The organism is Nostoc sp. DSM 114160, assembly GCF_053470305.1.
Window position 1 is genome coordinate 1317246 of record NZ_JBPFGO010000002.1, and the last position, 22567, is coordinate 1339812.

The window sequence follows — 22567 nt, forward strand, 5'->3', positions numbered from 1 at the left end:
CGCAATTTTAAGACCAGCAAACAACAATAACTGACAAAGAGCGGGATGGCAAATTACTGGGCGATCGCGATTGGTATCAATCAATATCAGTTATTTCAACCTTTAAGTTGTGCCCAAGCTGATGCTGAGGCACTAGAAGATATTTTGGTGACAGAGGCAGGTTTTCTCCCCAAGCACTGTCTGGTGATGACAGATACTTCGCCGCCGATTGGGGATAGACCGACTTACCCGACGAAGGAAAATATTTTGCTGCTGCTTGAGGATTTGGCAGCAACAAGTTGGCAGCCGGAAGATTATTTGTGGTTATTTTTTAGCGGTTATGGAGTCAACTACAAGGGGAAAGATTACTTAATGCCAGCAGAGGGCAACCCGGAACTCGTGCAAGAGACTGGCATAGAATTGCGATCGCTAATGCAAAGTCTGCAACTTGCTAACTTGAATGTATTGCTTCTACTGGATATCAACCGCGCCTTTGGCACTCAAGCGGATGCTCCCGTTGGTGAAGAAACAATAGAACTAGCCCAAGAACTACAACTGGCGACAATTCTTTCTTGCCAACCAGAGCAATTTTCCCATGAGAGTAGCGAACTAGGTCACGGATTTTTTACAGCAGCTTTATTAGAAGCTTTACGTTCTGGTAATGGCAGCAACTTGGCAGATTTAGAAAGCTACCTCAGCCTGATCGTGCCAAAGTTATGTCACCACCACTGGCGTCCTATCCAAAATCCTGCCACTATTATTCCATCAAGGCAGCAAGTAATCTTGCCAAAATTGGCAATGGAAAGTGATTTTCAGCCGGAACCGAGAATTTATCCGGAAGAATCTTTTGCTGTTGCCCTTGCAGCCCCTCCCCTTGACGATTCCTCTAAAACTTCAGCAACTCAGGGCAGACGGGGAGAAGCTAGTGTGAACTCTTCCCAACAGGCGAAAGGTCAAAAAGTCCAAGAGTCAGGTAGCAGATTAGTTGCCCAGCCAATGCCGGAAACTTCCTTGGGAGTGAATACCAAAGGAAGATTTATCCCCAATTCCTCTAAAGGTTACGTCTCTCGATTGCCAGCGAATCAGCCAAGCATCCCTTTTTGGAAACAGTTTATCTTGTGGGGCGGAGGCAGCTTGCTGGTAGCAGGTTTAATCGCCGTAGTTTTTCTGCGTAATCAAGAAACTTTTAGAATTAAGCAAATATCAAGTGCATTACCCAATGCTACTGTTAGCGATCGCCAGGTTGTCGAAAATTTACCAAGCGAGCGCACTCCACTAATTAGACCTAATAACCAATCTAGCGCTCAAATAACCTCTAGTTCCCAGTCAAAAAAGCGAAATCAAGCAGTATTAGACCTGGCGAAAATGTCGCTCAGACAAACTCAGGCGAGCGATTTGAGCATGGCGATCGCTACGGCCCGAAAAATTCAACCCGGCGAACCACTGTACGAACAAGCTCAAGAGAATATTAAGATTTGGAGCCAGATGATTTTAGATTTAGCAGAGGGTCGTGCTAAACAAAGACAGTATGCCAGCGCTATTGCTGCGGCTCGATTAATTACCAAAGATGAAGCCCCCTACGCGAAGGCACAAGCAGCAATTAACCTGTGGCGCTTAGAGGGTAAGCAGTATGTGAGTAACAAAACTCTTTTAGATGCAGCTAATGCCTTAATTAAGCCCGAACAGGCATCTACCTACAATCGGGCGATCGAAGTTGCCAAGAAAGTACCACCCGGACAACCAGGCTTCGATGCTGCCCAAAAATCGATCGATAAATGGAGTGAGAAAATTTTAGACCTGGCCAAGCGTCGCGCCACCGAAGGAGAACGTAACGCCGCAATTGCCACCGCAGCTTTAGTGCCAGAGGAGACAGGCGCTTACGAAGATGCTCAAGATGCCATCCAAAAATGGCAAAAGAAATAGTAAAAAAATAATAAAAAATGGTTAGGAGTTAGGAATTAGAAGTTATATTATTGATCCCTGAGTCGTTATTCCTCACTCCTAACTTTTCCCTCAACAGTACTGAGATATATCTTCGCCGCATTCATCGGCTAGATAGCACATCGCTCGGAAACGTAAACCAACCACTTCCTCATATAAGGGGTTGAGCTTGCACATCGGCGGGATGTGAAACAAGGTCTTGCCTAATAATTTGACATCGCGCTCAAAGGGGCATTGAGATGGAATCAGTTTGCACAAACGGTGAGCTAGTTGGCGATCGCGGACTTGAATGTTTTCTACTCGCTGCCGTAAGGGTTGGAGAATATCCCAGTAAGGCTTGGAAGGAGAATGGTTTAACTGGGTTACTTTATGGTCAGTAGTCTCTGCTTGATTGATTGATACCCAGCTAGCCAGAAAAATCTTTTTTGTGGTATTGTCGAATACCTTCATGGTTAACCCTCTGTGTTATTGAGGCTATTCATCTTTTTGATGAATATATACAACGTGGCAACGAACTTTCCCGGAAAAATCGCGTTCTGACTGCGATATAATGTAATACCTGATTAGCCACTTAAGTCAGAACCTAATTTATTACTACGTCAAGTTAATCGCAAATTTCTGAGGATCGGTAGTGTAATATTACGATCTTGTTCATAACTTGACACAGTTTAAATTTTAATAAAGACATCCATCATTGGATAGGTTTTAGTGTAACATTTACAGAACTTAATATAAGGTCTTTCTAAAAGAATTTTTGCTAAGTATAAACATCAGTAATACTCTAGAAGGCATTTTTCCTCTCCGTGTTCCCACTTTCTCACGTAAGTGCATCCTTTTCATCGCTGGCTGAATACCGTAGAAGTAGTGATTTTTGATTAAGTAGAATCGATCGCATTTCACAAAACTTAGGTTAGCAGTGGCAATTTGAAAATGATACAGTCTGAAGCGTTAAAATTCAGATGAGCTTGCTTATGGGTGTTTCCGTACTCTACAGCGCAATTCCTCCTGACAGTACGCTGTACGCGCGCCTTCAGGCTCAAAAGGCACTCAGCGTCCTTGTAGTTTCTCTTTTCCCTTATGGTTGCGGCATTTTCCGCTTTTTTGAGATTGAGGCTGAAGAGATTAATGAAATCCTTGAAGATGTTATCGAAGCACACCAAGAGACTTTTGGATTTAAGCTAGAAGCAGATCGGGTAATCGCTCAATTGCAATCTGAGTTAAGGCTTACTCGCCAAGCCTATCCAGGGATTGAAGATAGAAGAGCATCACTAGAAAAAACATCTGTTGAGATCGAGAAACGTTTGTCGCAGGAGCTATCGAGAAGAAAGTTTGCGAATGCTGATGAGATTGTTGAAAAGCTGATGTTTGGAGATCGAATTCTTGCTCCAATGTTATCAACAGAGGAGTCATTGGCACTTATATCTCGTGAGCTAGTCAGTGAAGGAGCCTGCATTTTTCGACAGATCGATCCTGAAACACTGTTTGCAAGAAATGAATGGTGTTTTGAAGACTTCGAGGGGTGGAGAGATTTGTATCTTTCAGCAGCCGAAAAAAATGAGGAGATATTGGTTGCAGTTGCTTGAGGCGACAGCAACCTAACAAGTTAGATCCCTATGCCGTGTTGAACATTGCAAAATTGAGGTGATGCCTTCTCTTCGAGAGGCTTCTCTTCCAGAGACGCTAACGCGAACGCCAACGGCAACATCTTTTCTACGAGACGCTACGCGAACGACGAAGGCAATCAGTATTTTTTTGATTTCACTTAAGCTGAAAATACTTGCTGGGCTGTCAAGGTTAATTCTGGGAACGTTTGAGAAATAATCCGTTGGTCTTCGATAAACGTAGTTTGCTTGTAACTACTCTGATTTAACAAACACACAGTTATTTTATTTTCCAGAGGATCGACAATCCAATACTCGATCACACCCATCGCCGCATACTCAAAGGTTTTTTGGTTATAGTCTCTGTCAATAGATTCAAGGCTTACCACTTCAACTAAAAGGGGTGGAGCAGTTTTGAGGATAGCCGAGGTAGTCTCAATACTTTTTGCCTGTTCATTGGTAATTACACAAACATCAGGTCTTCTAAGTTGTTTATTGGTCAGTATTTCTGTACCGTTAGGGCGCGGTTGTAAAGGCAGTCCCATTTTTTGAATTTCTAAAAAAAAGCGAACTAACAGTAGGGTGATAATCGCCTCATGTTTGCCAGTACCAGGAGGCATTTCTACCAGCACCTCATCCTCAATTTCATAGCGCTTGTCGGTACCATCATCAAAATTGATGTATTCCTCAAGAGTACTAATTTTTATTGGTGTTTTAGTCATAGCGATCGCCTCCAATAACTATAACTATAAGCAAATACAAGCTGCTGCGACTTCTATACTTATACTCAAAAACTGTATTTCACGCCAAAGCGCAAAGACGTTCAGAAAAACTCTGCGTCTTTGCGCTTCTGCCTGAGATTTTTACCTAAAATTCTCTATGATGCTACCTGAGCAGCAGTCCGAGTCCGCCGTCTTCTCCCATCAGCAACTTTTACAGGTGGTTCATCAGGAATTTGCATCAACAAAGTCACAGATGGTTGACATTGCAATTCCCGACGGATAGAACGTTGCAATTCTCGTTCTAAAGTTCCTTGCAATCCACCCCAGTCTATATCTGCTGCTTCACCTTGCTCAGGAGCAAATTCTGTCCAGCGCACGGTGAGGATTTCTTCAATGCGTTGTTTTACCCAGGTTTGTAGCAGCGATCGCTCTACACTTGTTACTACACCCCGGAGGTGGATTTCTGGTTTTGCTAGCAGTTTACCATTCCAATCAATGGCAGCTGCGATCGTGATAATCCCTTCTGAAGCCATACGTTGCCGTTCTTGCAGCACTTTGGCACTTACCATACCCGAACTAGTAGTATCCACCAATTCGATACCAGACGGCACTTTCCCCGCGACGCGAATTGCATCTTCAGTCAGTTCGACAATATCACCATTCTGAATAACGATCATATTTTCTGCGGGAATGCCCATACTCTGAGCCGTTTCTGCGTGCTTCACTAGCATCCGATGTTCGCCGTGAAATGGCACAAAGAACTTCGGTCGAGTTAAGGCAATCATCAGTTTTTGTTCTTCTTGACAGCCGTGACCGGAGACGTGAATTCCTTTATCCCGTCCATAGACCACTTTTGCACCTTGAATCATCAATTTATCAATGGTGTTGACTACAGCGATCGTATTTCCAGGAATTGGGTTAGCAGAGAATACTACCGTATCTCCTTGGCGGATTTTAATGTGAGGATGTTCTTTGTTAGCAATGCGGGTCATTGCTGCCATCAATTCTCCTTGAGAACCTGTAGTTAAGATCAGTACTCTTTCATCGGGTAGATTGCGGACGGCGTGCAATGGTTGCAGCAGATTATCTTCACACTTGATGTAACCTAAATTGCGGGCATGAGCAATCAAGTTCAACATGGAACGCCCGACAACTGTCACTACACGATTCTGCTTCTTGGCAATATCCAAAATCATGTTGATGCGATGGACACTAGAAGCAAAGGTAGTGACAAATAATCGCCCAGGTGCTTGACTAAATACTCTCTCCAGATTGGGATAAACTGACCGTTCTGAAGGTGTAAATCCTGGCACCTCCGCGTTAGTGGAATCACTCAGTAAACAAAGAACGCCTTTTTCCCCATGTTCTGCTAGGCGTTGCAAGTCAAACTTTTCACCATCCACTGGGGTATGGTCAATTTTAAAATCCCCTGTGTGAATGACAACACCCAGGGGAGTATGAATAGCAACAGTGAAACTATCAGCAATGGAGTGGGTATTACGGATATATTCAACTAAAAAGTTTTTGCCAATCCGCACTACATCACGTGGTAGAACTGTTCTGATTTCTGTGCGATCGCGGACTCCTGCTTCTTCTAATTTACCCTCTAGCATTGCCATTGCTAGTCTGGGGCCATAAATCACCGGGATATCAAATTGCTTGAGATGAAAGGCAATCCCGCCGATATGGTCTTCATGACCGTGAGTAACGATCATCCCTTTAATTTTGTGCCGATTTTCCCGCAGATAGGTCATATCTGGTAAAACAATATTGACTCCATGCATCATTTCTGTGGGAAAAGCTAATCCTGCATCTAACAGGATAATTTCATCGTCATACTCAAAAAGACAGGTATTTTTACCAATTTCATGCAAACCGCCCAAAGGAATAATTTTCAAGGCGGAATTATTAGCTTCGTTTTTAGCCATTTTCTCCTTAGATTGTTACTTGTGGTTAATTAAGTTGATAGTTAACTTTCCTTGTATTTAAGACAACATCATCTGTCTCTTAAGTCAGTCCAAAGCAATCAAGTTTTAATTGAAGATTTCAATTTTTTATTCAATAAAATCAACTGTAAAACTCAAGGATTCATAGTATATCTATCAGTCCTAGCACAGATTTTTAAATTGCAATTTATGAACAATTACATCGTTGTTTATATGTATCTTTGGCAAGGAGGAGACTACCAGCATTTAAATAAGTTGGTGGTTAAATTAAACTAAGTTCTTTCAGAACCGCTTCTAACTTTTGACTTACTTCTAAATCAGCTTCACATAGCGGCGGACGAGTTGAACCCACCTCCCAACCTTGAAGTTGCAGTGCTTTTTTCACTGGAATGGGATTTGAAGTAAGAAATAAAGCTTTAAACAACGGGAACAGTTTGAGATGAATGTCGCTTGCTACCTCAATTTTTCCCGCACTAAAAGCTTGAATCATCTGCTGTAGTTGGTTTCCTACCAGATGAGAAGCCACACTTACCACACCCTTTGCCCCGATCGCTAACAAGGGCAAAGTCATGTAATCATCACCAGAATAGATGTGAAATTCTTTTGGTGTCAAGCGACGAATTTCGCTTGCCTGATCTATATTACCAGTGGATTCTTTAATCCCGACAATATTGCTAACTTCAGCTAACCGGGCAACTGTTTCTGGCTGAAGGTTTTGTCCGGTACGACCGGGGACATTATATAACAACAACGGTAAGTCGGGACAGGCTTGTGCTATTGCCTGAAAGTGCGCTTCCAATCCCGCTTGCGGCGGTTTGTTGTAATAAGGAACAACTTGTAAGGAACCATGTACTCCTATTTTAGACGCTTTTTGGGTAGCTGCGATCGCTTCTTTGGTGGAATTCGATCCACAACCCGCGATTACCTTGGCTTTTCCGGACACGGACTGCAATACCTCGACAAACAACTGGTATTCCTCATCCCAACTTAGTGTTGGGGATTCTCCGGTTGTGCCGCACATCACTAATGTATCTGTACCGTTGTTAGCTAGATGCGCCGCCAGTTCTGCCGCTACATCATAGTTGACACTACCATCTGCTTTAAATGGCGTAATCATAGCGGTTAAAACATTGCCAAAATCTCCCACCCTTTTTTCACTCCTGATTACCCATGTTTTTATATCTTGGTGGTTCTCTATTGTAATAACCTATCTGCAAATTGCTTTCAAGTGTCATTTTTACTTTGTCATTAGTCATTAGTCATTAGTCATCCCAATGACTAATGACTAATGACTAATGACTAATAGCTAATGGTTTTAATAGATTTTTCTCTACCAACAATTCAGCGATTTGTACTGCATTTAATGCCGCGCCTTTGCGGATTTGGTCGCCACACAACCATAATTCCAAGCCACAAGGATGGGAAATATCCTGACGAATTCTTCCCACTAGAACTTCATCTCGACCTGTTGCTTCAATGGGCATTGGAAAATGATTCGTTCCCCAATCTTCTATCAATTTTACTCCGGGGGAGGAATTTAAAATTTCTCTGGCTTCCTTCACACTAAAGGGAGTCTCAAATTCTAAATTAATCGCTTCTGAGTGGGCGCGAAGTACGGGAACCCGTATACAAGTCGCAGTGATTCTGATTTGTTGCGTGCCAAATATTTTTCGGGTTTCGTTGACCATTTTCATTTCTTCCTCACAGTAACCCAAATCGTTTAATGGGGAGTTATGCGGGAATAAATTAAATGCCAATGGGTAAGGCAATATTTCGGCAACTGGTGGCTGTCCTTGTAGTATAGCGCTTGTTTGGGTTTTGACTTCTGCCATTGCCCTGGCTCCAGCACCACTAGCAGATTGGTAGGTTGCAGCGACAATGCGTTGCACTGGTTTAACTTTATGCAACGGCCAAACTGCCACAGCCATTAAAATCGTTGTGCAGTTGGGGTTAGCGATAATGCCTTGGTGATGCGCCGCGGCTTGGGGATTCACCTCCGGAACTACTAACGGAACTTCCGGGTTCATCCGAAAGGCACTGGAGTTGTCAATTACCACTGCACCCTTTTCCACGGCAACTGCTGCCCAAGTTTTGGATGTGGAACCGCCTGCACTAGCTAGTACTATATCGACATTTTCAAAAGCGCGATCGCTCACTGCTTCTATTGGTATATTCTCACCTTTAAACCGCAGCGATCGCCCTACGCTCCGCTCTGATGCCAATAACTTCAAGTCAGCAACCGGAAAATTACGACTTTCTAATAATTCCAGCAACTCTGTGCCTACTGCACCAGTAGCTCCTAAAATAGCTAAACGATAGGATTTCGACAAACTTGTTTCCTCCTTTAAGAGACTTATCTGCAATTTCTTGGAACAATTGACAATTTAGTTATATTTAAATAGCGATCGCAGTCTGGAAATAGATTTTTAATAGCTTGAGATTTTTATTTAATTTAATATCTCTTTAATATATTTAATAATACATTTTTTTAATAAGTTAAGTGATGTTGCATTTTAAAATAACGGCGATTTTTTCATTGATTTTAACTATAACTATATATTATACAATAAACCGCTATTTCTCAGAAAAAGGGAGATATCTGCATTTAGGGGTTTAACAAGCATCCTTCTTGTAAAGAAACAAATGTATTGGCTACAAACTTGCTTACCAAGATGATGAATATATTAGAATCTAAAAGCAAAAAGCCAGCACAACTCAAAACTGAGCTATGCGGTTAAGTAACAGATGCACTGTTGTACCAACACATAACTTAATAATAGCTAGATAATAGCTAGACTCAATACTATAACTTTAAATTGGAGTACTAACCACTCTTTGAGACCAGGATATCACGGCGTTAGCCCACTGAATAATTAATTCCCAAGTTTTAGAGTGAGAGGGAAGTGAAGAAGGGAATAGGCTACAGGTTACAGGGTACAGATTTATTCTCTAGCACCTACCACCTGTCACCTATCTGGGAGGGGGAAAGGGGAAAGGTTAACAAGTTATTCGCAACACGCATAAACTTTTTTCTTTTCTTTCACCTTATAAGGGTTTGAAGCGCCCCTAAAAGGGGGTTAATTATTGGGAGGGGTCACAATCCTCTTCCAATAATTTCTTCCCTTTCCCCCTTCCCCCTTCCCCTTTACCCCTCTTCGTGAACTTCCCCCTAATCCCAATGCCCTATTAACCAAATTGTTATGAAGGTAAAATGTCAAGTCCTTGGTCATTGGCAGTAAACTGGATCTTTGCCCCAGGACAAACATCCTTCCTTGGATGTCACAAGACCTTTGGGCAAACTCCCATTACCCCTAAGAGACATCAAGCCATAAACGCAAACAATTATTTTATTGCGTCTTGTATGTACTCGGAGTATAAAATACCAGAAAACTAGAGACGAAGCATGAAAGTTACCCAGGAAAAACTTCCCGCCAGCCAAATTGGCCTGGAAATAGAGATTACGCCGGAAATTACCAAGCAAACTTACGAACAGGTCATTAAGAACTTAGCGAGTACTGCCAATATTCCTGGGTTTCGTAAAGGCAAGGTGCCTCGGCCGATATTACTACAACGGCTGGGTACAACTCGAATCAAGGCAGCGGCCCTAGAAGAACTAATTCAAGATGGCATTGAGCAAGCAGTCAAACAAGAAGCCATCCCAGCAATCGGTCAGCCGCAGTTACGCTCCTCCTTTGAGGATTTGATTAATAACTATGAACCTGGAAAACCCCTAACCATTTCGGCTGCTGTGGATGTAGAACCAGAAGTGAATTTAGTTCAGTACACTGATTTGCTTTTCCAAGCCGAAGAAGTCAAGTTCGATCCAGAACGAGTAGAGAATACGCTGGATAGGCAACGTCAAGAATTGGCAACATTGATTCCTGTGGAAGGGCGTGCAGCCCAAATCGGCGATATTGCTGTAGTCGATTTTAAAGGTTCATTCGCCAGAGTTGAGGGCGAAGACGAAACAGCTGAACTAGAACCGATTCCCGGAGCCGAAGCAACTGATTTTCAAGTTGAGTTGCAGGAAGATAAGTTTATTCCAGGCTTTATTTCGGGAATAGTGGGGATGAATCCGGAAGAAACGAAAGAAATTGCGGCGCAGTTCCCAGACCCGTATGCTAATGAAGATTTAGCTGGAAAAGCGGCAACTTTTACCGTGACGCTCAAAGAATTAAAGGAAAAGGAGCTACCAGAAGTAAATGACGATTTCGCTCAAGAAGTCAGTGATTTTGAAACCTTAGAGGAGTTACGCGCTTCTTTGGTAGAGCAATATCAAAAAGAGGCGGACGACAAAACAAAAACCAATAAGCAGGAAGCCTTGTTAACAGAACTGCTCAAGCACGTAGAAGTTGACTTACCAGCAACCTTGATTGAGCAAGAAGTGGATGCAATGCTAACGCAAACAGCAATCCGGCTGTCTCAGCAGGGATTGGATGTAAGAAAGCTGTTTACTCAAGATATTATTCCGCAATTGCGGGAGCGATCGCGTACTGAAGCAATTGAACGTATCAAACGCTCCTTATCCTTACGAGAAATCGGCAAACGCGAATCTATCGAGGTAACACCAGAAGAAATCGCAGCCAGAGTCACAGAACTTTTGGAACAGTACCGAGAGGAACAAGACGTTGATGAAGATAAACTGCGGTCAATCGTGGAAAACGAACTATTAACCGAAAAAATCATCGATTGGCTCTTAGAACACTCATCAGTTGAACTTGTACCGGAAGGTTCATTGAGTCCTGCAAAGGAAACGGAAGACGCAGAATTAGACGCTGATGCTGATGCACCTCAGATAGAGGAAGCAAACAGCGAAGCTTCTACAGAAGTTACAGAAGGATAATAAAAAATCCCACAACCATGAGTTCACCAGTTCTGAGTTAAAGTTCTGGTGAAATGGGTAAGCTAAGGGAGATGAGAAATTAGAGGGAGATAAAGGGACAAGGGGTAAACAAAACTCTTAACTCTTAACTCAGCACTCAGTACTGGCTCAACGCCCCGCTGACGCTAACAGCACTCCTAATGCCCAATGCCCAATGACTCAGAAATGAAGTCAAAATAATTAAAGAATTAATGAATTTTCGGCAAATAGTGACACCTGTTATCACTTGAGCTTGATACTGTGTTACACGAGAGGAAATTATATGAGGCATAATGGTTAACACGTAGCTTATAAAAATTCCATTCGTTGAACACTCAGCATCCGCTGCTGAAGCATTTGTCCTAAATAATCGTCAAAGAAAGCTTGTATGCTTGAATCGCAGTCGGGAAATTCCCCAATCAGCAACTTAAGTCGAATAAACATTAACTCCCAGTTGAGCAGCCCTAGCAACATCGTGCCGATGGTGGTAGAACAATCAGGTATGGGAGAAAGGGCCTTCGACATCTACTCCCGCCTGCTGCGAGAGCGGATTATCTTTTTAGGAACGCCAATAGACGATGCCGTAGCCAACTCAATTGTGGCTCAGTTGTTATTCCTAGATTCCGAAGACTCAGAAAAAGACATCCAATTGTATGTTAATTCTCCTGGCGGCTCCGTCTACGCAGGGATGGCAATCTATGATACAATACAGCAAATTCGCCCTGATGTTGTTACCATCTGTTTTGGATTAGCCGCGAGCATGGGGGCATTTTTGTTGACAGCAGGGGCTGCCGGTAAGCGAATGTCTCTGCCCGACTCCCGGATTATGATTCACCAACCACTTGGTGGCGCTCAAGGGTCAAGCCATTGACATTGAAATTCAAGCCAGAGAAATTCTTTACGTTAAGGCTAAGTTGAATCAGTTAATGGCTCACCATACTGGTCAACCCTTAGAAAGAATAGAAGCAGATACTGAGCGCGACTTTTTTATGTCGGCAGAAGAGGCAAAAAACTACGGTTTGATCGATCAAGTCATTTCCAGGCAAAATCTTCCCGTAGCAGGGGAAAACGTCACCATTCTGAAATAAGAGGCTGGTATGTCTAAGTACGACTCCCATTTGAAATGTTCATTTTGTGGCAAGTCTCAAGAGCAGGTGCGTAAATTAATCGCAGGGCCGGGAGTCTACATCTGCGATGAATGCGTTGACTTGTGTAATGAAATACTAGACGAGGAGTTACTCGATACTAATGGTGCGGCAGCACAACCAGCACCAAGAGCAGAGCCACCTGAAAAACGGCGTACCCACTCTGCTAGTATTTCGTTTAATCAAATACCCAAGCCAAGAGAGATTAAAAAGTATCTAGACGAACACGTCATTGGTCAAGACGAAGCCAAGAAAGTGTTGTCAGTAGCTGTTTACAATCACTACAAGCGGCTGGCAGTCATTCAGTCTAAAGCCAGTGGCAAACCTGGGGCGGATGATGCCATAGAATTGCAAAAATCCAACATCTTGTTAATTGGCCCGACAGGTTGCGGCAAAACTCTCTTAGCGCAAACTCTAGCGAAAATCCTGGATGTACCCTTTGCCGTAGCCGATGCGACGACGCTGACGGAAGCAGGGTATGTGGGAGAAGATGTAGAAAATATCTTGCTGCGACTGTTACAGGTGGCAGATTTGGATATAGAGGAAGCGCAACGGGGAATTATTTACATTGACGAAATTGACAAAATTGCTCGTAAGAGCGAGAACACATCAATTACCCGCGATGTTTCTGGCGAAGGCGTGCAGCAAGCCTTGCTGAAAATGTTAGAGGGAACGATCGCCAATGTACCACCCCAAGGAGGGCGGAAGCATCCTTATCAAGACTGCATCCAGATTGATACAAGTAATATTTTGTTCGTCTGTGGTGGTGCCTTCGTAGGTTTAGAAAAAATTGTAGATCAGAGAGTTGGCAAAAAAGCAATCGGCTTTGTACAACCCGGTGAAGGGCAATCGAAGGAGAAACGAGCAGCAGACACGCTTCGCCATCTAGAACCGGATGATTTAGTAAAATTTGGCCTGATTCCAGAATTTATTGGGCGGATGCCAATGGTAGCAGTAGTAGATCCGCTAGATGAAGAAGCGCTGATGGCGATTCTTACTCAACCACGCAGCGCCTTAGTCAAGCAGTACCAAAAGCTGCTGAAGATGGATAATGTTCAGTTAGATTTTAAAGCAGATGCTTTACGAGCGATCGCTCAAGAAGCTTACCGCCGTAAAACTGGTGCGAGAGCATTACGTGGTATTGTCGAAGAATTAATGTTGGATGTAATGTATGAGTTACCATCCCGTAAGGATGTGACACGCTGTACAGTTACAAGGGAAATGGTCGAGAAGCGATCGACTGCTGAACTGATAATACATCCGTCTTCACTACCGAAGCCAGAATCAGCTTAATAGTCATTAGTCACTTGTACTGAGTTTCGACTGCGCGGTAATCGAGCGAAGTCGAGATTCAACTACCGCGTAGTCGTTGGCGCAGCCTCTCAAAGAGTTGTATTGGTCATTAGTCATTGGTCAAAAAATAAGGAATAATAACCATATACCAGGGACTAATGACAACTGACAAAGGACAAATGACTAATGCCTTATATTAATGTTCGTGGCGTTGAGCATTACTACGAATGGGTGAAAAAACCATCCGGTTCTTTGGTAAAACCAGTGATGGTTTTTATGCATGGTTGGGCTGGTTCGGCTAGATATTGGCAAAATACTGCTGATGCTTTATCAGAACAATTTGATTGTTTACTCTACGATATGCGGGGATTTGGCCGTTCTGGTGGGAAGCCAACCATCACCCAAGCAAGTGAAGCTGTTGCCGAATCTGATTCCCCCCAGGAAGAATCACAGGCAATCAGAGAGCTAACCTATGAATTAGAGGAATACGCTGATGATTTGGCAGGTTTGCTAGATGGGTTACATCTTCAGCGTGTTTATATCAATGCTCATTCAATGGGCGCTTCTGTTGCCACTTTATTTTTTAACCGCTATCCCGAACGAGTAGAACGAGGAATTTTAACCTGTAGCGGCGTTTTCGAGTACGACGAAAAATCTTTTAGTGCTTTTCATAAATTTGGTGGCTATGTAGTGAAATTCCGTCCCAAGTGGTTAAGCAAAATTCCATTTGTTGACCGGATGTTTATGGCCAGATTTCTACATAGTTCCATACCACATTCTGAGCGGCAAGCTTTTTTAGAAGATTTTCTCGAAGCAGATTACGATGCGGCTTTAGGAACAATTTTTACTTCAGTCAGCAAGGCTCAATCTGAAGTGATGCCGCAAGAGTTTGCCAAGCTAACAGTGCCGACTCTGCTTGTAGCAGGGGAGTATGACAAAATTATTCCAGCCGAGATGGGGCGTCAAGCTGCTGCGTTGAGTGACAAAGTGAAATTTGTGATGATTCGTAACACAGCCCATTTTCCAATGTTGGAAGATGCGCCAAGTTATATGCAACAGGTACAAGAGTTTTTGCAAATTAACACCCCACAACCACAAGTCGGATAACTGCTGGCGGTTTTTTAGACAGTTAAGTGTACCTGCGTGATACCTTGACGCATTTTATATTGGCGCTTTAACCAAGACTTTTTAATTATTTTACGGAGCAAGGGAGCAAGTTGAATTAGCAGCGATCGCACCAGGGCATTTTTTCGCAGTAGTTCGCCTTGTTTAGCTTCCGCTAACTGGAGTTGCTGGGCGCGGATAATTTCTGGCTCACGTTCCCCTTGAATGTGCGATAGTGCCATGTCAATATCCTGGTGTCCAGCTTCTTTTTGCAATAACGGCACAAGATGATTAGCAGCGACAATCACATCACGGAATGCTAGATTAATTCCTTGGGCACGGACGGGAGACATTGGGTGTGCAGCGTCACCTAGAAGCAGTACCCCTGGTGCGTGCCATTGCCGACAATAACCAACCATAACAGAAAGCCGAATAGGGGATTCGATGGTATCTGCATGATTACGGAAATGCTCTGCTAGCCATGAGGGTGATAGTGAGGCAAAAATCTCTGCCCAGTTGGCTTGTTTGGAGTCAGTATTTTCGGTTGCCGACATCACCCAAGCCAGATGTAGTTTTCCTGATTCTGCTCCGTGAAAGATGGTAAATACGCGATCGCCATTTACAATTGTACGAAACACATTATCGGCTGCAAACTCAGGGCTGGCGGCAAGTTTAAACCAAAGAATATCAATATTTTTAGGCTGACGTACCAATTCCAATCCTATACGTTGTCGCACAAGAGAATTTCGACCATCTGCCCCAATCACTAAGTCAGCAGTAAGTTCTTTCCCATCGCTTAGTACTACACCTGCGACACGTTGATTACTCCATAGTAAATCCTTGACCGGAACACCCTGAATGAATTCAAACCCATGATTGGTTTGAGCTGACGAAATCAGTGCTTTGAGCAGTGGTGGTTGTGAAACCAGTGTACAGGGTCGGGTTGCTCCCATTGGTTCATCAACTCGAAACAACTGCTTGTCCCCGATAATGAATTCCCACGCGTCGAGTCGCCGATGGGGAATATCCTCTAACAACGCCAATAGACCCCATTTGCTCTAGAGCATCTAAGCCACTGGGCATTAATCCTTCACCGCGAAATACACGATGAAAGTCTTTTGCTGCTTCAATTAACGTTACAGCAATACCACGTTTTACAAGAAGCAGGGCAAGGGTTACACCTGTTGGGCCTGCGCCCACAATCACAATCTGCACTATCCTATCCCTCCTGTATCGGTTGCTCTCAAAGATGTTGGTAAAATTATCTTGAGATTAACTTAAACCCAGTTCTCGTTTTAGCAAGTTAATCGAGTTAGCGCCGATATAATTTTCCACCTTAATCAGCTTTGGTGGACGAATAATATCTTCATCAGAGGCTTGCACGGCTGCTTGCACTGCTGCAAAACTGGCTTGGTCGCTGATGATGACCTCAGCCCGTTTAACCATTGCCTGAAGTTTATAGGCATCTTTTGGTTGCGAAGTCATTACCAGTAGTTCATCGCCCCGCAAACCGTGGAGGATGACTTCTGCGGCTCGCGCAATCCCGGAACTGAGGCTAACTATCCCAACACAGTTTTCTTTTGGTAGGGTTTTCAATAGGCTGAGTTCTTTGCTGTAGTCGTAGATATCGAGAGGAATCACCCGTGCAGCTTTTGGAGCTGCGATCGCTTCCACATTACTGATAAAATATCGACTTGTGACGACTGTCGCAGAGGTGGTTTTATCTAGCACTGCGGTTAATTCTTCCATTGCTACCAACTGGACTGGTATTTTTAGCGATCGCTCTAATTCATACACCATTAACTCACCAGCACCCATATCATAAGATGGCACTGCAACCAGTACCCGCGCACTACAACGCAAGCGCCAGTCGATTTCCGCTAAAAATAGCTCTCTAGCTTGATTCAGCGTACATCCTTGAGAAAGCAACTCATCAAGTGCTTGCTGGACAACTTGATATGCATCAGGATTTTGTTTGAGAATTGGTGATTGCAGCCTACTACCGCCCTCATGACCTTGGGCACGAACATAAATACCCGAACCAGCCATACTTTCAACAAATCCGTCTTCCTCCAGTTGACGGTAAACTTTACTAATGGTATTACGGTGTAACCCTGTTTGCATTGCCAGCGCGCGTGTGCTTGGTAATTTGTAAGCAGGGGGATATTGCCGAGAAGCGATCGCAAATCGGATTTGATTAAACAGCTGGGTTGATGCGGGAATTTCGCTGTCTGGCTGAATACGGAATTGAATCATCAGCAAACCTCCTGAATACTAAGTGCTAATGAGTGCTGAGTTCTGAGTGCTGAGTGCTGAGTTTTGAGTATTAAGTGTTGCTTTTATACTCAACATTTTTTACTCAGCCCTCCTTTTGTGACCAGCTACATTTGCTACATTTCAAATACGTTTATTTACATATAAAGTTTTTCTGATACAAATTTCTAATGCGCTCACTATTGGTTATTGATAATTTAATTAGAAAAAAGCTAGGCATACTGGCATAGTTATATCAAATAAACACACGGCTAATCACATAGCACTGGTAAAAATTATTATGACAGAGCAAGCAATAAGTACCACAACGGTTAATCTTTTGCAAGATAATATTCAAGTGTCTGCTTATCTTGCAGAGCCAAAAGAACCTGGCTCTTACCCAGGAGTTGTAGTATTACAAGAGATTTTTGGTGTCAACGTTCACATTCGGGAAGTTACAGAACGGATTGCCCAACTTGGGTATGTAGCGATCGCACCTGCCCTTTTTCAACGTACTGCTCCTGGTTTTGAAACTGGATACACACCCGAAGATATTGAAACAGGCAGAAGTTACGCCATGCAAACTCAAGCCTCAGAGTTATTGAGCGATATTCAACTAGCAATTGACTACCTGAAAAATCTGCCTCAAGTAAAAAAAGATAGTTTTGGCTGTATTGGCTTTTGCTTTGGCGGTCATGTCGCATATCTTGCAGCCACCTTGCCAGATATTAAAGCCACGGCTTCCTTCTACGGTGCTGGAATTACTACCCGCACACCGGGAGGTGGCGCTCCCACTGTTACCCGCACCAGAGAAATATCAGGCACTCTCTATGCCTTCTTTGGCACAGAAGATGCTAGCATCCCAGCCGAACAAGTAGATGAAATTGCAACAGAGTTAGAAAAATATAAAATTCCTCATCGTGTGTTTCGCTACGATGGAGCTGATCACGGATTTTTCTGTAACCACCGTGCCAGTTATAATCCTAAAGCTGCGGCCGATGCTTGGGAGCAAGTAAAAAAACTCTTTGGTCAACTAAACTGAAGCATACGCAGCCAAGTTTGTCATTGGTCATTGGTCATTGGTGAATAACAAAGGACAAATGACAAATGACAAATGACAATCTAAACTTCAGTTGCACCATCTCAAATAACAACCAATCTTCAAAAGTCATGAATTCCGAATCGAAACTTTCTCAAACAGCCAATTCGTCCTTTACAATGGACGATTTTGCCAAAGCATTAGAAAAACACGACTATCAATTTCAAAAGGGACAGCTTGTAAATGGCAAAGTTTTCCAACTTGACCATGATGGAGCATACGTTGATATTGGTGGCAAGTCGTCAGCTTTTCTGCCGCGCGATGAGGCTTCTTTGAGAGCAGTTACCGATTTATCGGAGGTGCTGCCATTGCAAGAGGAAATGCAGTTTTTGATTATCCGAGAACAGGATGCAGAAGGTCAAGTCACCCTTTCTCGAAAGCAGTTGGAAATTCAGCATATCTGGGAACGACTGACCGAAATGCAGGAAAATGCTCAGACTGTGCAAGTACGAGTTATGGGTGTCAATAAAGGTGGTGTAACTGTCGATATTCTTTCTTTGCGGGGATTTATCCCGCGATCGCACCTAGCAGAGCGTGATAATTTAGAAGCACTCAAAGGTCAAAATCTGACTGTGGGCTTTTTGGAAATTAATAAAAGCACCAACAAACTCATCCTTTCCCAGCGTTTAGCAACTCGTTCTAGCAACTTCAGCTTATTAGAACTAGGTCAACTGGTGGAAGGCAAAGTTACTGGCATCAAACCTTTTGGTGTGTTTGTCGATTTAAATGGGATGAGCGCTTTACTTCATATCAAGCAAGTAAGCCAGAAATTTATTGATTCTTTAGAAAAAGTATTTCAAGTTGGTCAGCCAATTAAAGCTGTAATTATTGATTTGGATGAGGGTAAAGGGCGGGTTGCTCTTTCTACCAGAGTTTTGGAAAACTTTCCTGGTGAAGTGCTAGAAAATTTCGATGAGGTCATGGCTTCAGCTGAGGCGCGTGCTAATAGAGCTAATAACAAAGCGTCTGAATAGTTTTGAGATGGGCTGCTTGCACAAAGTATAAATAGTGCAATCGCACCTTCCGTATGTGGGATTAATCGGTGAATAGTGCCCAAAAATCGATCGACAATCCAAATTGTGGGTTATTTTATTATTCCCCCTGCATCTATAAAGATGTGGGGGGATTGAAAATTGGGAAAACTTTTAATTTACTTTTCTTAGCACATTCTTGGGTAAAGACGCGATGAATCGCGTCTCTACAAATGGTCTATTTATCGCATTCTTTTTTCCAATTGGTATAATTTTTCAAGCTAGTATCGAGGGTTTTTAGTAAGCACTTTAGTGATTAAAAAATCAAGACTAAAGCTATTACTAAAACAATTATTACTTATTAAGATAAAATTGACATACTAATAGCCTCTAGCTAGTAATATGGGTAAAACAATAATTTTAGTCAGCTTCAGATAACTTTCACTTTGAACCACAGAAATTCTTCTGAGGAAGACGTGTAGGCAATGCCAAAATTATGCAAGAAGTCTACCGCAGAAATATTTTGTGTTAGGATTTAAATACTTACCTACTTGTGAATTTAATTATTCCAGTTGAAAAACGCTACGATTTACCGCAAAACTTTACTCAGTGAAATTATCTAACTGGAAAATTATTTATGAATGTTAGTACAGATCAAACACTTCTTCACCAGAAAATATATGCGAAAGAATTACGTTCCCTGATGCCACATGAAGCATTCATTCCCGATCCAAATAAGTTAATTATCTTGTTCATTAATCTGGCAATTTTAATCCTGGGTTGGATGATAGCAGTGCGGTTAGATTCTTGGTCGCCATACCTTTTATGGCTTTATATACCTTTAAGCATAGTTATGGGCAATAGCGTCGTTGTCTTACTATTTAGCACCCACGATTTGATGCATGGTAGCGTAATTAAAAATCCCCGATTAATCTATATAATTAGCTTTATAGGACTAACAATGTTGTGGATGCCACCAACATTATGGAAAGCAGTTCATAATCGAGTGCATCATAATCACACTAATGATTTAAGCGACCCAGATCGTAATTACTTGTATGAACAATCTTCAACCTGGGGAAAATGGATTCAGGACTTATTTGTGCCTTCAACTGAAGTCAATCCTGTATGGTTCATAGTGGGAATGACTTCTGCTTGGGGAGTACATACTTTTCGCAATCTGACATCTGTGCTGTTTTTCAATCATAAATCTGTCGATTATGTTCCTGCTGCATTTACAGTAAGTCCTAAAGATCGTCGAGCGATCACAGGGGAATTATTGATGATGATCGTGATTCATCTGAGTATCCTCATCTATCTCCAATTTGACCCTATAAAGCTCATACTTGCTTACTTTTTACCGATTGCGATTGGTTATGCTGGAGTAATTTTTTATATCTATACAAATCATTTACTTTGTCCGATGACCAACGTTAACGATCCACTCATTAATAGTATGTCTCTCCGGGTTTACAAAATATTTGACTTGTTGCATTTAAATTTTTCTCACCACACTGAACATCATATTTTCCCAGGAATGAACTCGGACTATTATGTTATAGTTAGGGATTTGTTAGAAACTCACCATTCTGAACGCTTTAATTTATTGGATGCTGGGGAGGCTTGGAATTCGCTGCTGCAAACTCCCCGGCATTATAAAGATGAAAATACTCTTACAGATTGGTCAGGAGAAAAGTCTGTTCCTTGTCCTACAAGCGACAAGTAAAAAGGTTTATTGCAAATGAATACGCTGATGAAGAAAGGAAGGGGAAGGGGGAAAGGGGAAGGGGGAAGTGGGAAAGGGGAACCCCATATTTAAAAATAGGGGTTTCAAGCATCGACGCTGCTAAGTTAACGTTAGTTCGACAGACCTCTCCTAAAAGGCGAACGCGAGTGCGTCTGGGTCAGGAGAGGGAGGAGTAACGAGATTACAGGTTTTTGCTCCCGTCTCCTGGTAGGAGAGGGGCTGGGGGAGAGGTCAAAATAGTACTCGTCGAATTCACGTTAAGTTATGCAATAAATATTGATTACATCCAAGCCAGGGAATAAGCCGAAAAAGTCACGATTGACAATAACTAATTACTTGCTCGAAACAATATATAAAGTCGAATTTAATAAGCAAAATGGCATTTGACTTACTCAAACCCCAGTTTGCTTACTCAAAAGCTGTATTTACTTTCTCATTTTGGTGTTTTCCGCAAGCAAAATGACGTTTGACTTACTCAAAAGCTGTGTTTGCTTTCTCATTTTGGTGTTTTCCGCAAGCAAAATAACGTTTGACTGATTCAAACCCCAGTTTGCTTTCTCATTTTGGTGTTTTCCGCAAGCAATCAAGCATATTAAGAAAGCAATATGCTTGATTGCTGACTGATACCAGTAATTCTCACAGTTATGACAACTATTTCTTTAAGATTACTTTTCTCTATCTTTATCTAATGCTTCTTGGATTGCACGTATGATCTTTCTTTAATTGCTTCTTTATTCATTATTTTGCCTCCTCTGCATCCCCGACATCCCCCTTTTTCGTGTTGCATCGTCTTATTCATCTATCCCCGACATCTACAAAAATATGGGGGATCATTTTCAGAGTATTAAAATGAATAAGGTGTGACTTATTGGCGTGAGAATATCTTGAGCATGGTAACAAAGTATAAAAATATGCTCATATCTCTATTTAAGTATTGCTCAATGGATTTTGACCATATATCGAGCATTTTGACAACTATAAACGCTGTAACTATTCAATTTAGGTATTTGTATGTTTCTAGTAACTGGGGCAACCGGAGGAATTGGTCGCAGAGTTGTGCGACTCCTACGACAACGAGAACAGTCTGTGCGGGCATTTGTCCGCCTTACCTCGCGCTATAGCGAGTTAGAACATCGGGGTGCAGAAATTTTCATTGGTGACTTGCTAGAGGAAAAATATATCCAGAAAGCTAGTCAGGGTGTACGGTATATTATCAGCGCCCACGGTTCTGATAGCGATGCCCTATCTTTAGATTACCGCGCCAATATTGAACTGATCGACCAGGCAAAAGCCAATGGCGTAGAGCATTTTGTCTTCATTTCTGTTCTGGGAGCCGATCGCGGTTATGAAAACGCTCCCGTTTTTAAAGCTAAACGAGCAGTAGAGCGATATTTGGCAGCTAGTGGCTTAAATTACACTATTTTGCGCCCATCTGGATTAGCATCTAACTTGCTGCCACTAGTAGAAAGATTTCGAGAAACGGGATTGTATCTGCTGGTTGGCGATCGCAAAAACCGTACCTCAATTGTCAGTACTGATGATTTGGCAAAGATAGTAGTGGATTCTGTGACAGTTGAAGGCGCTCGTAACCAAATTTTACCCGTCGGAGGGCCGGAGATTTTATTGCGAGAAGATATTCCTCGGATTTTTGGTCGGATTTTCGCCAAAGAACCAGTAATAATTAACTCACCCCTATTTGTCATTGATGGGTTACAGGGTGCATTGGGTTTATTTAATCCCAAAATCCAAAAAGCTTTGGGAACTTATCGCACATTGCTAGCAAATGAATTTTTCTGTACAAAAGATGAAATTGCCAATTTAGAGGCAATTTTTGACTTCCAATTAGAAACATTAGAAGCTTTTTTGCGGCGCTATTTAGCAGTTTGAATTAAACATTAGTCATTA

17 protein-coding genes and 1 pseudogene are annotated in these 22567 nt (G+C 42.5%); 10 read left to right on the forward strand and 8 right to left on the reverse strand.

Going from position 1 to position 22567, the window contains the following annotated elements:
- Positions 1-45 precede the first annotated feature (45 nt).
- On the forward strand, positions 46-1902 hold the full coding sequence (locus tag NSTCB13_RS22810) for a caspase family protein (protein WP_448273896.1): 1857 nt from the start codon (positions 46-48) through the stop codon (positions 1900-1902).
- Between the two features lie 90 nt (positions 1903-1992).
- Here the strand turns inward: NSTCB13_RS22810 and NSTCB13_RS22815 are convergent, their stop codons facing one another.
- Entirely contained in the window at positions 1993-2370 is a 378-nt protein-coding gene (locus tag NSTCB13_RS22815) for a Mo-dependent nitrogenase C-terminal domain-containing protein (RefSeq protein WP_448273897.1), read from the reverse strand.
- A 521-nt stretch (positions 2371-2891) separates the two neighbouring features.
- Here NSTCB13_RS22815 and NSTCB13_RS22820 point away from each other — a divergent pair.
- Positions 2892-3503 (forward strand): hypothetical protein, encoded by a 612-nt coding sequence (locus NSTCB13_RS22820; RefSeq protein WP_448273898.1) that lies wholly within the window; start codon positions 2892-2894, stop codon positions 3501-3503.
- A 179-nt stretch (positions 3504-3682) separates the two neighbouring features.
- Here the strand turns inward: NSTCB13_RS22820 and NSTCB13_RS22825 are convergent, their stop codons facing one another.
- The 4 genes from NSTCB13_RS22825 to NSTCB13_RS22840 form a co-directional block, all read right to left on the reverse strand.
- Positions 3683-4243 carry a Uma2 family endonuclease gene (locus NSTCB13_RS22825; RefSeq protein WP_448273899.1) on the reverse strand — a complete coding sequence of 187 codons (561 nt, stop codon included), beginning with the start codon at positions 4241-4243 and terminating at the stop codon, positions 3683-3685.
- A 155-nt stretch (positions 4244-4398) separates the two neighbouring features.
- Positions 4399-6171 carry a ribonuclease J gene (locus NSTCB13_RS22830; RefSeq protein ID WP_448273900.1) on the reverse strand — a complete coding sequence of 591 codons (1773 nt, stop codon included), beginning with the start codon at positions 6169-6171 and terminating at the stop codon, positions 4399-4401.
- Positions 6172-6451: 280 nt separating this feature from the next.
- Entirely contained in the window at positions 6452-7336 is an 885-nt protein-coding gene (dapA, locus tag NSTCB13_RS22835; protein ID WP_448273901.1) for a 4-hydroxy-tetrahydrodipicolinate synthase, read from the reverse strand.
- A 145-nt stretch (positions 7337-7481) separates the two neighbouring features.
- Complete coding sequence (locus NSTCB13_RS22840; protein ID WP_448267889.1) at positions 7482-8519, reverse strand: aspartate-semialdehyde dehydrogenase; 1038 nt, start codon at positions 8517-8519, stop codon at positions 7482-7484.
- Positions 8520-9592: 1073 nt separating this feature from the next.
- Between NSTCB13_RS22840 and tig the strand changes: the two genes are divergently transcribed.
- From tig to NSTCB13_RS22860, 4 genes and pseudogenes are all read left to right on the forward strand, one after another.
- On the forward strand, positions 9593-11032 hold the full coding sequence (gene tig / locus NSTCB13_RS22845; RefSeq protein ID WP_448273902.1) for a trigger factor: 1440 nt from the start codon (positions 9593-9595) through the stop codon (positions 11030-11032).
- Positions 11033-11438: 406 nt separating this feature from the next.
- A pseudogene (gene clpP / locus NSTCB13_RS22850) lies at positions 11439-12138 on the forward strand (ATP-dependent Clp endopeptidase proteolytic subunit ClpP).
- Between the two features lie 9 nt (positions 12139-12147).
- Positions 12148-13488 (forward strand): ATP-dependent protease ATP-binding subunit ClpX, encoded by a 1341-nt coding sequence (gene clpX, locus NSTCB13_RS22855; protein ID WP_292775233.1) that lies wholly within the window; start codon positions 12148-12150, stop codon positions 13486-13488.
- A gap of 186 nt (positions 13489-13674) precedes the next feature.
- Complete coding sequence (locus tag NSTCB13_RS22860) at positions 13675-14595, forward strand: alpha/beta fold hydrolase (RefSeq protein WP_448273903.1); 921 nt, start codon at positions 13675-13677, stop codon at positions 14593-14595.
- Positions 14596-14609: 14 nt separating this feature from the next.
- Here NSTCB13_RS22860 and NSTCB13_RS22865 read toward each other — a convergent pair whose 3' ends face one another.
- Genes NSTCB13_RS22865 through NSTCB13_RS22875 form a run of 3 tightly spaced genes read right to left on the reverse strand, consistent with a single transcriptional unit; the run spans position 14610 to position 16848 of the window.
- Complete coding sequence (locus tag NSTCB13_RS22865; protein WP_448273904.1) at positions 14610-15545, reverse strand: FAD-dependent monooxygenase; 936 nt, start codon at positions 15543-15545, stop codon at positions 14610-14612.
- Positions 15546-15552: 7 nt separating this feature from the next.
- The gene (locus NSTCB13_RS22870; RefSeq protein ID WP_448273905.1) at positions 15553-15807 is read right to left on the reverse strand and encodes an FAD-dependent oxidoreductase; all 255 of its coding nucleotides are present in this window, start codon (positions 15805-15807) and stop codon (positions 15553-15555) included.
- A gap of 57 nt (positions 15808-15864) precedes the next feature.
- Complete coding sequence (locus NSTCB13_RS22875; RefSeq protein WP_322677438.1) at positions 15865-16848, reverse strand: GntR family transcriptional regulator; 984 nt, start codon at positions 16846-16848, stop codon at positions 15865-15867.
- Positions 16849-17146: 298 nt separating this feature from the next.
- Between NSTCB13_RS22875 and NSTCB13_RS22880 the strand changes: the two genes are divergently transcribed.
- The 4 genes from NSTCB13_RS22880 (at position 17147) to NSTCB13_RS22895 (ending at position 22549) form a co-directional block, all read left to right on the forward strand.
- Entirely contained in the window at positions 17147-17887 is a 741-nt protein-coding gene (locus NSTCB13_RS22880) for a dienelactone hydrolase family protein (RefSeq protein WP_448273906.1), read from the forward strand.
- Positions 17888-18015: 128 nt separating this feature from the next.
- On the forward strand, positions 18016-18918 hold the full coding sequence (locus tag NSTCB13_RS22885; protein ID WP_445632052.1) for a S1 RNA-binding domain-containing protein: 903 nt from the start codon (positions 18016-18018) through the stop codon (positions 18916-18918).
- 634 nt (positions 18919-19552) lie between these two features.
- Positions 19553-20641, forward strand: coding sequence for a fatty acid desaturase family protein (locus tag NSTCB13_RS22890; protein WP_448273907.1), 1089 nt, complete (start codon positions 19553-19555; stop codon positions 20639-20641).
- Between the two features lie 1032 nt (positions 20642-21673).
- Positions 21674-22549: an SDR family oxidoreductase gene (locus NSTCB13_RS22895; protein WP_448273908.1), complete on the forward strand. Its 876-nt coding sequence runs from the start codon at positions 21674-21676 to the stop codon at positions 22547-22549.
- Positions 22550-22567: the final 18 nt, after the last annotated feature.

What these genes read in the sequence shown, in the direction of transcription:
- NSTCB13_RS22810 (WP_448273896.1), top strand. Translation starts at nt 46, where the DNA reads ATGGCAAATTACTGGGCGATCGCGATTGGTATCAATCAATATCAGTTA.
- NSTCB13_RS22815 (WP_448273897.1), bottom strand. Translation starts at nt 2,370, where the DNA reads ATGAAGGTATTCGACAATACCACAAAAAAGATTTTTCTGGCTAGCTGG.
- NSTCB13_RS22820 (WP_448273898.1), top strand. Translation starts at nt 2,892, where the DNA reads ATGGGTGTTTCCGTACTCTACAGCGCAATTCCTCCTGACAGTACGCTG.
- NSTCB13_RS22825 (WP_448273899.1), bottom strand. Translation starts at nt 4,243, where the DNA reads ATGACTAAAACACCAATAAAAATTAGTACTCTTGAGGAATACATCAAT.
- NSTCB13_RS22830 (WP_448273900.1), bottom strand. Translation starts at nt 6,171, where the DNA reads ATGGCTAAAAACGAAGCTAATAATTCCGCCTTGAAAATTATTCCTTTG.
- tig (WP_448273902.1), top strand. Translation starts at nt 9,593, where the DNA reads ATGAAAGTTACCCAGGAAAAACTTCCCGCCAGCCAAATTGGCCTGGAA.
- clpX (WP_292775233.1), top strand. Translation starts at nt 12,148, where the DNA reads ATGTCTAAGTACGACTCCCATTTGAAATGTTCATTTTGTGGCAAGTCT.
- NSTCB13_RS22860 (WP_448273903.1), top strand. Translation starts at nt 13,675, where the DNA reads ATGCCTTATATTAATGTTCGTGGCGTTGAGCATTACTACGAATGGGTG.
- NSTCB13_RS22865 (WP_448273904.1), bottom strand. Translation starts at nt 15,545, where the DNA reads ATGGGAGCAACCCGACCCTGTACACTGGTTTCACAACCACCACTGCTC.
- NSTCB13_RS22875 (WP_322677438.1), bottom strand. Translation starts at nt 16,848, where the DNA reads ATGATTCAATTCCGTATTCAGCCAGACAGCGAAATTCCCGCATCAACC.
- NSTCB13_RS22880 (WP_448273906.1), top strand. Translation starts at nt 17,147, where the DNA reads ATGACAGAGCAAGCAATAAGTACCACAACGGTTAATCTTTTGCAAGAT.
- NSTCB13_RS22885 (WP_445632052.1), top strand. Translation starts at nt 18,016, where the DNA reads ATGAATTCCGAATCGAAACTTTCTCAAACAGCCAATTCGTCCTTTACA.
- NSTCB13_RS22890 (WP_448273907.1), top strand. Translation starts at nt 19,553, where the DNA reads ATGAATGTTAGTACAGATCAAACACTTCTTCACCAGAAAATATATGCG.
- NSTCB13_RS22895 (WP_448273908.1), top strand. Translation starts at nt 21,674, where the DNA reads ATGTTTCTAGTAACTGGGGCAACCGGAGGAATTGGTCGCAGAGTTGTG.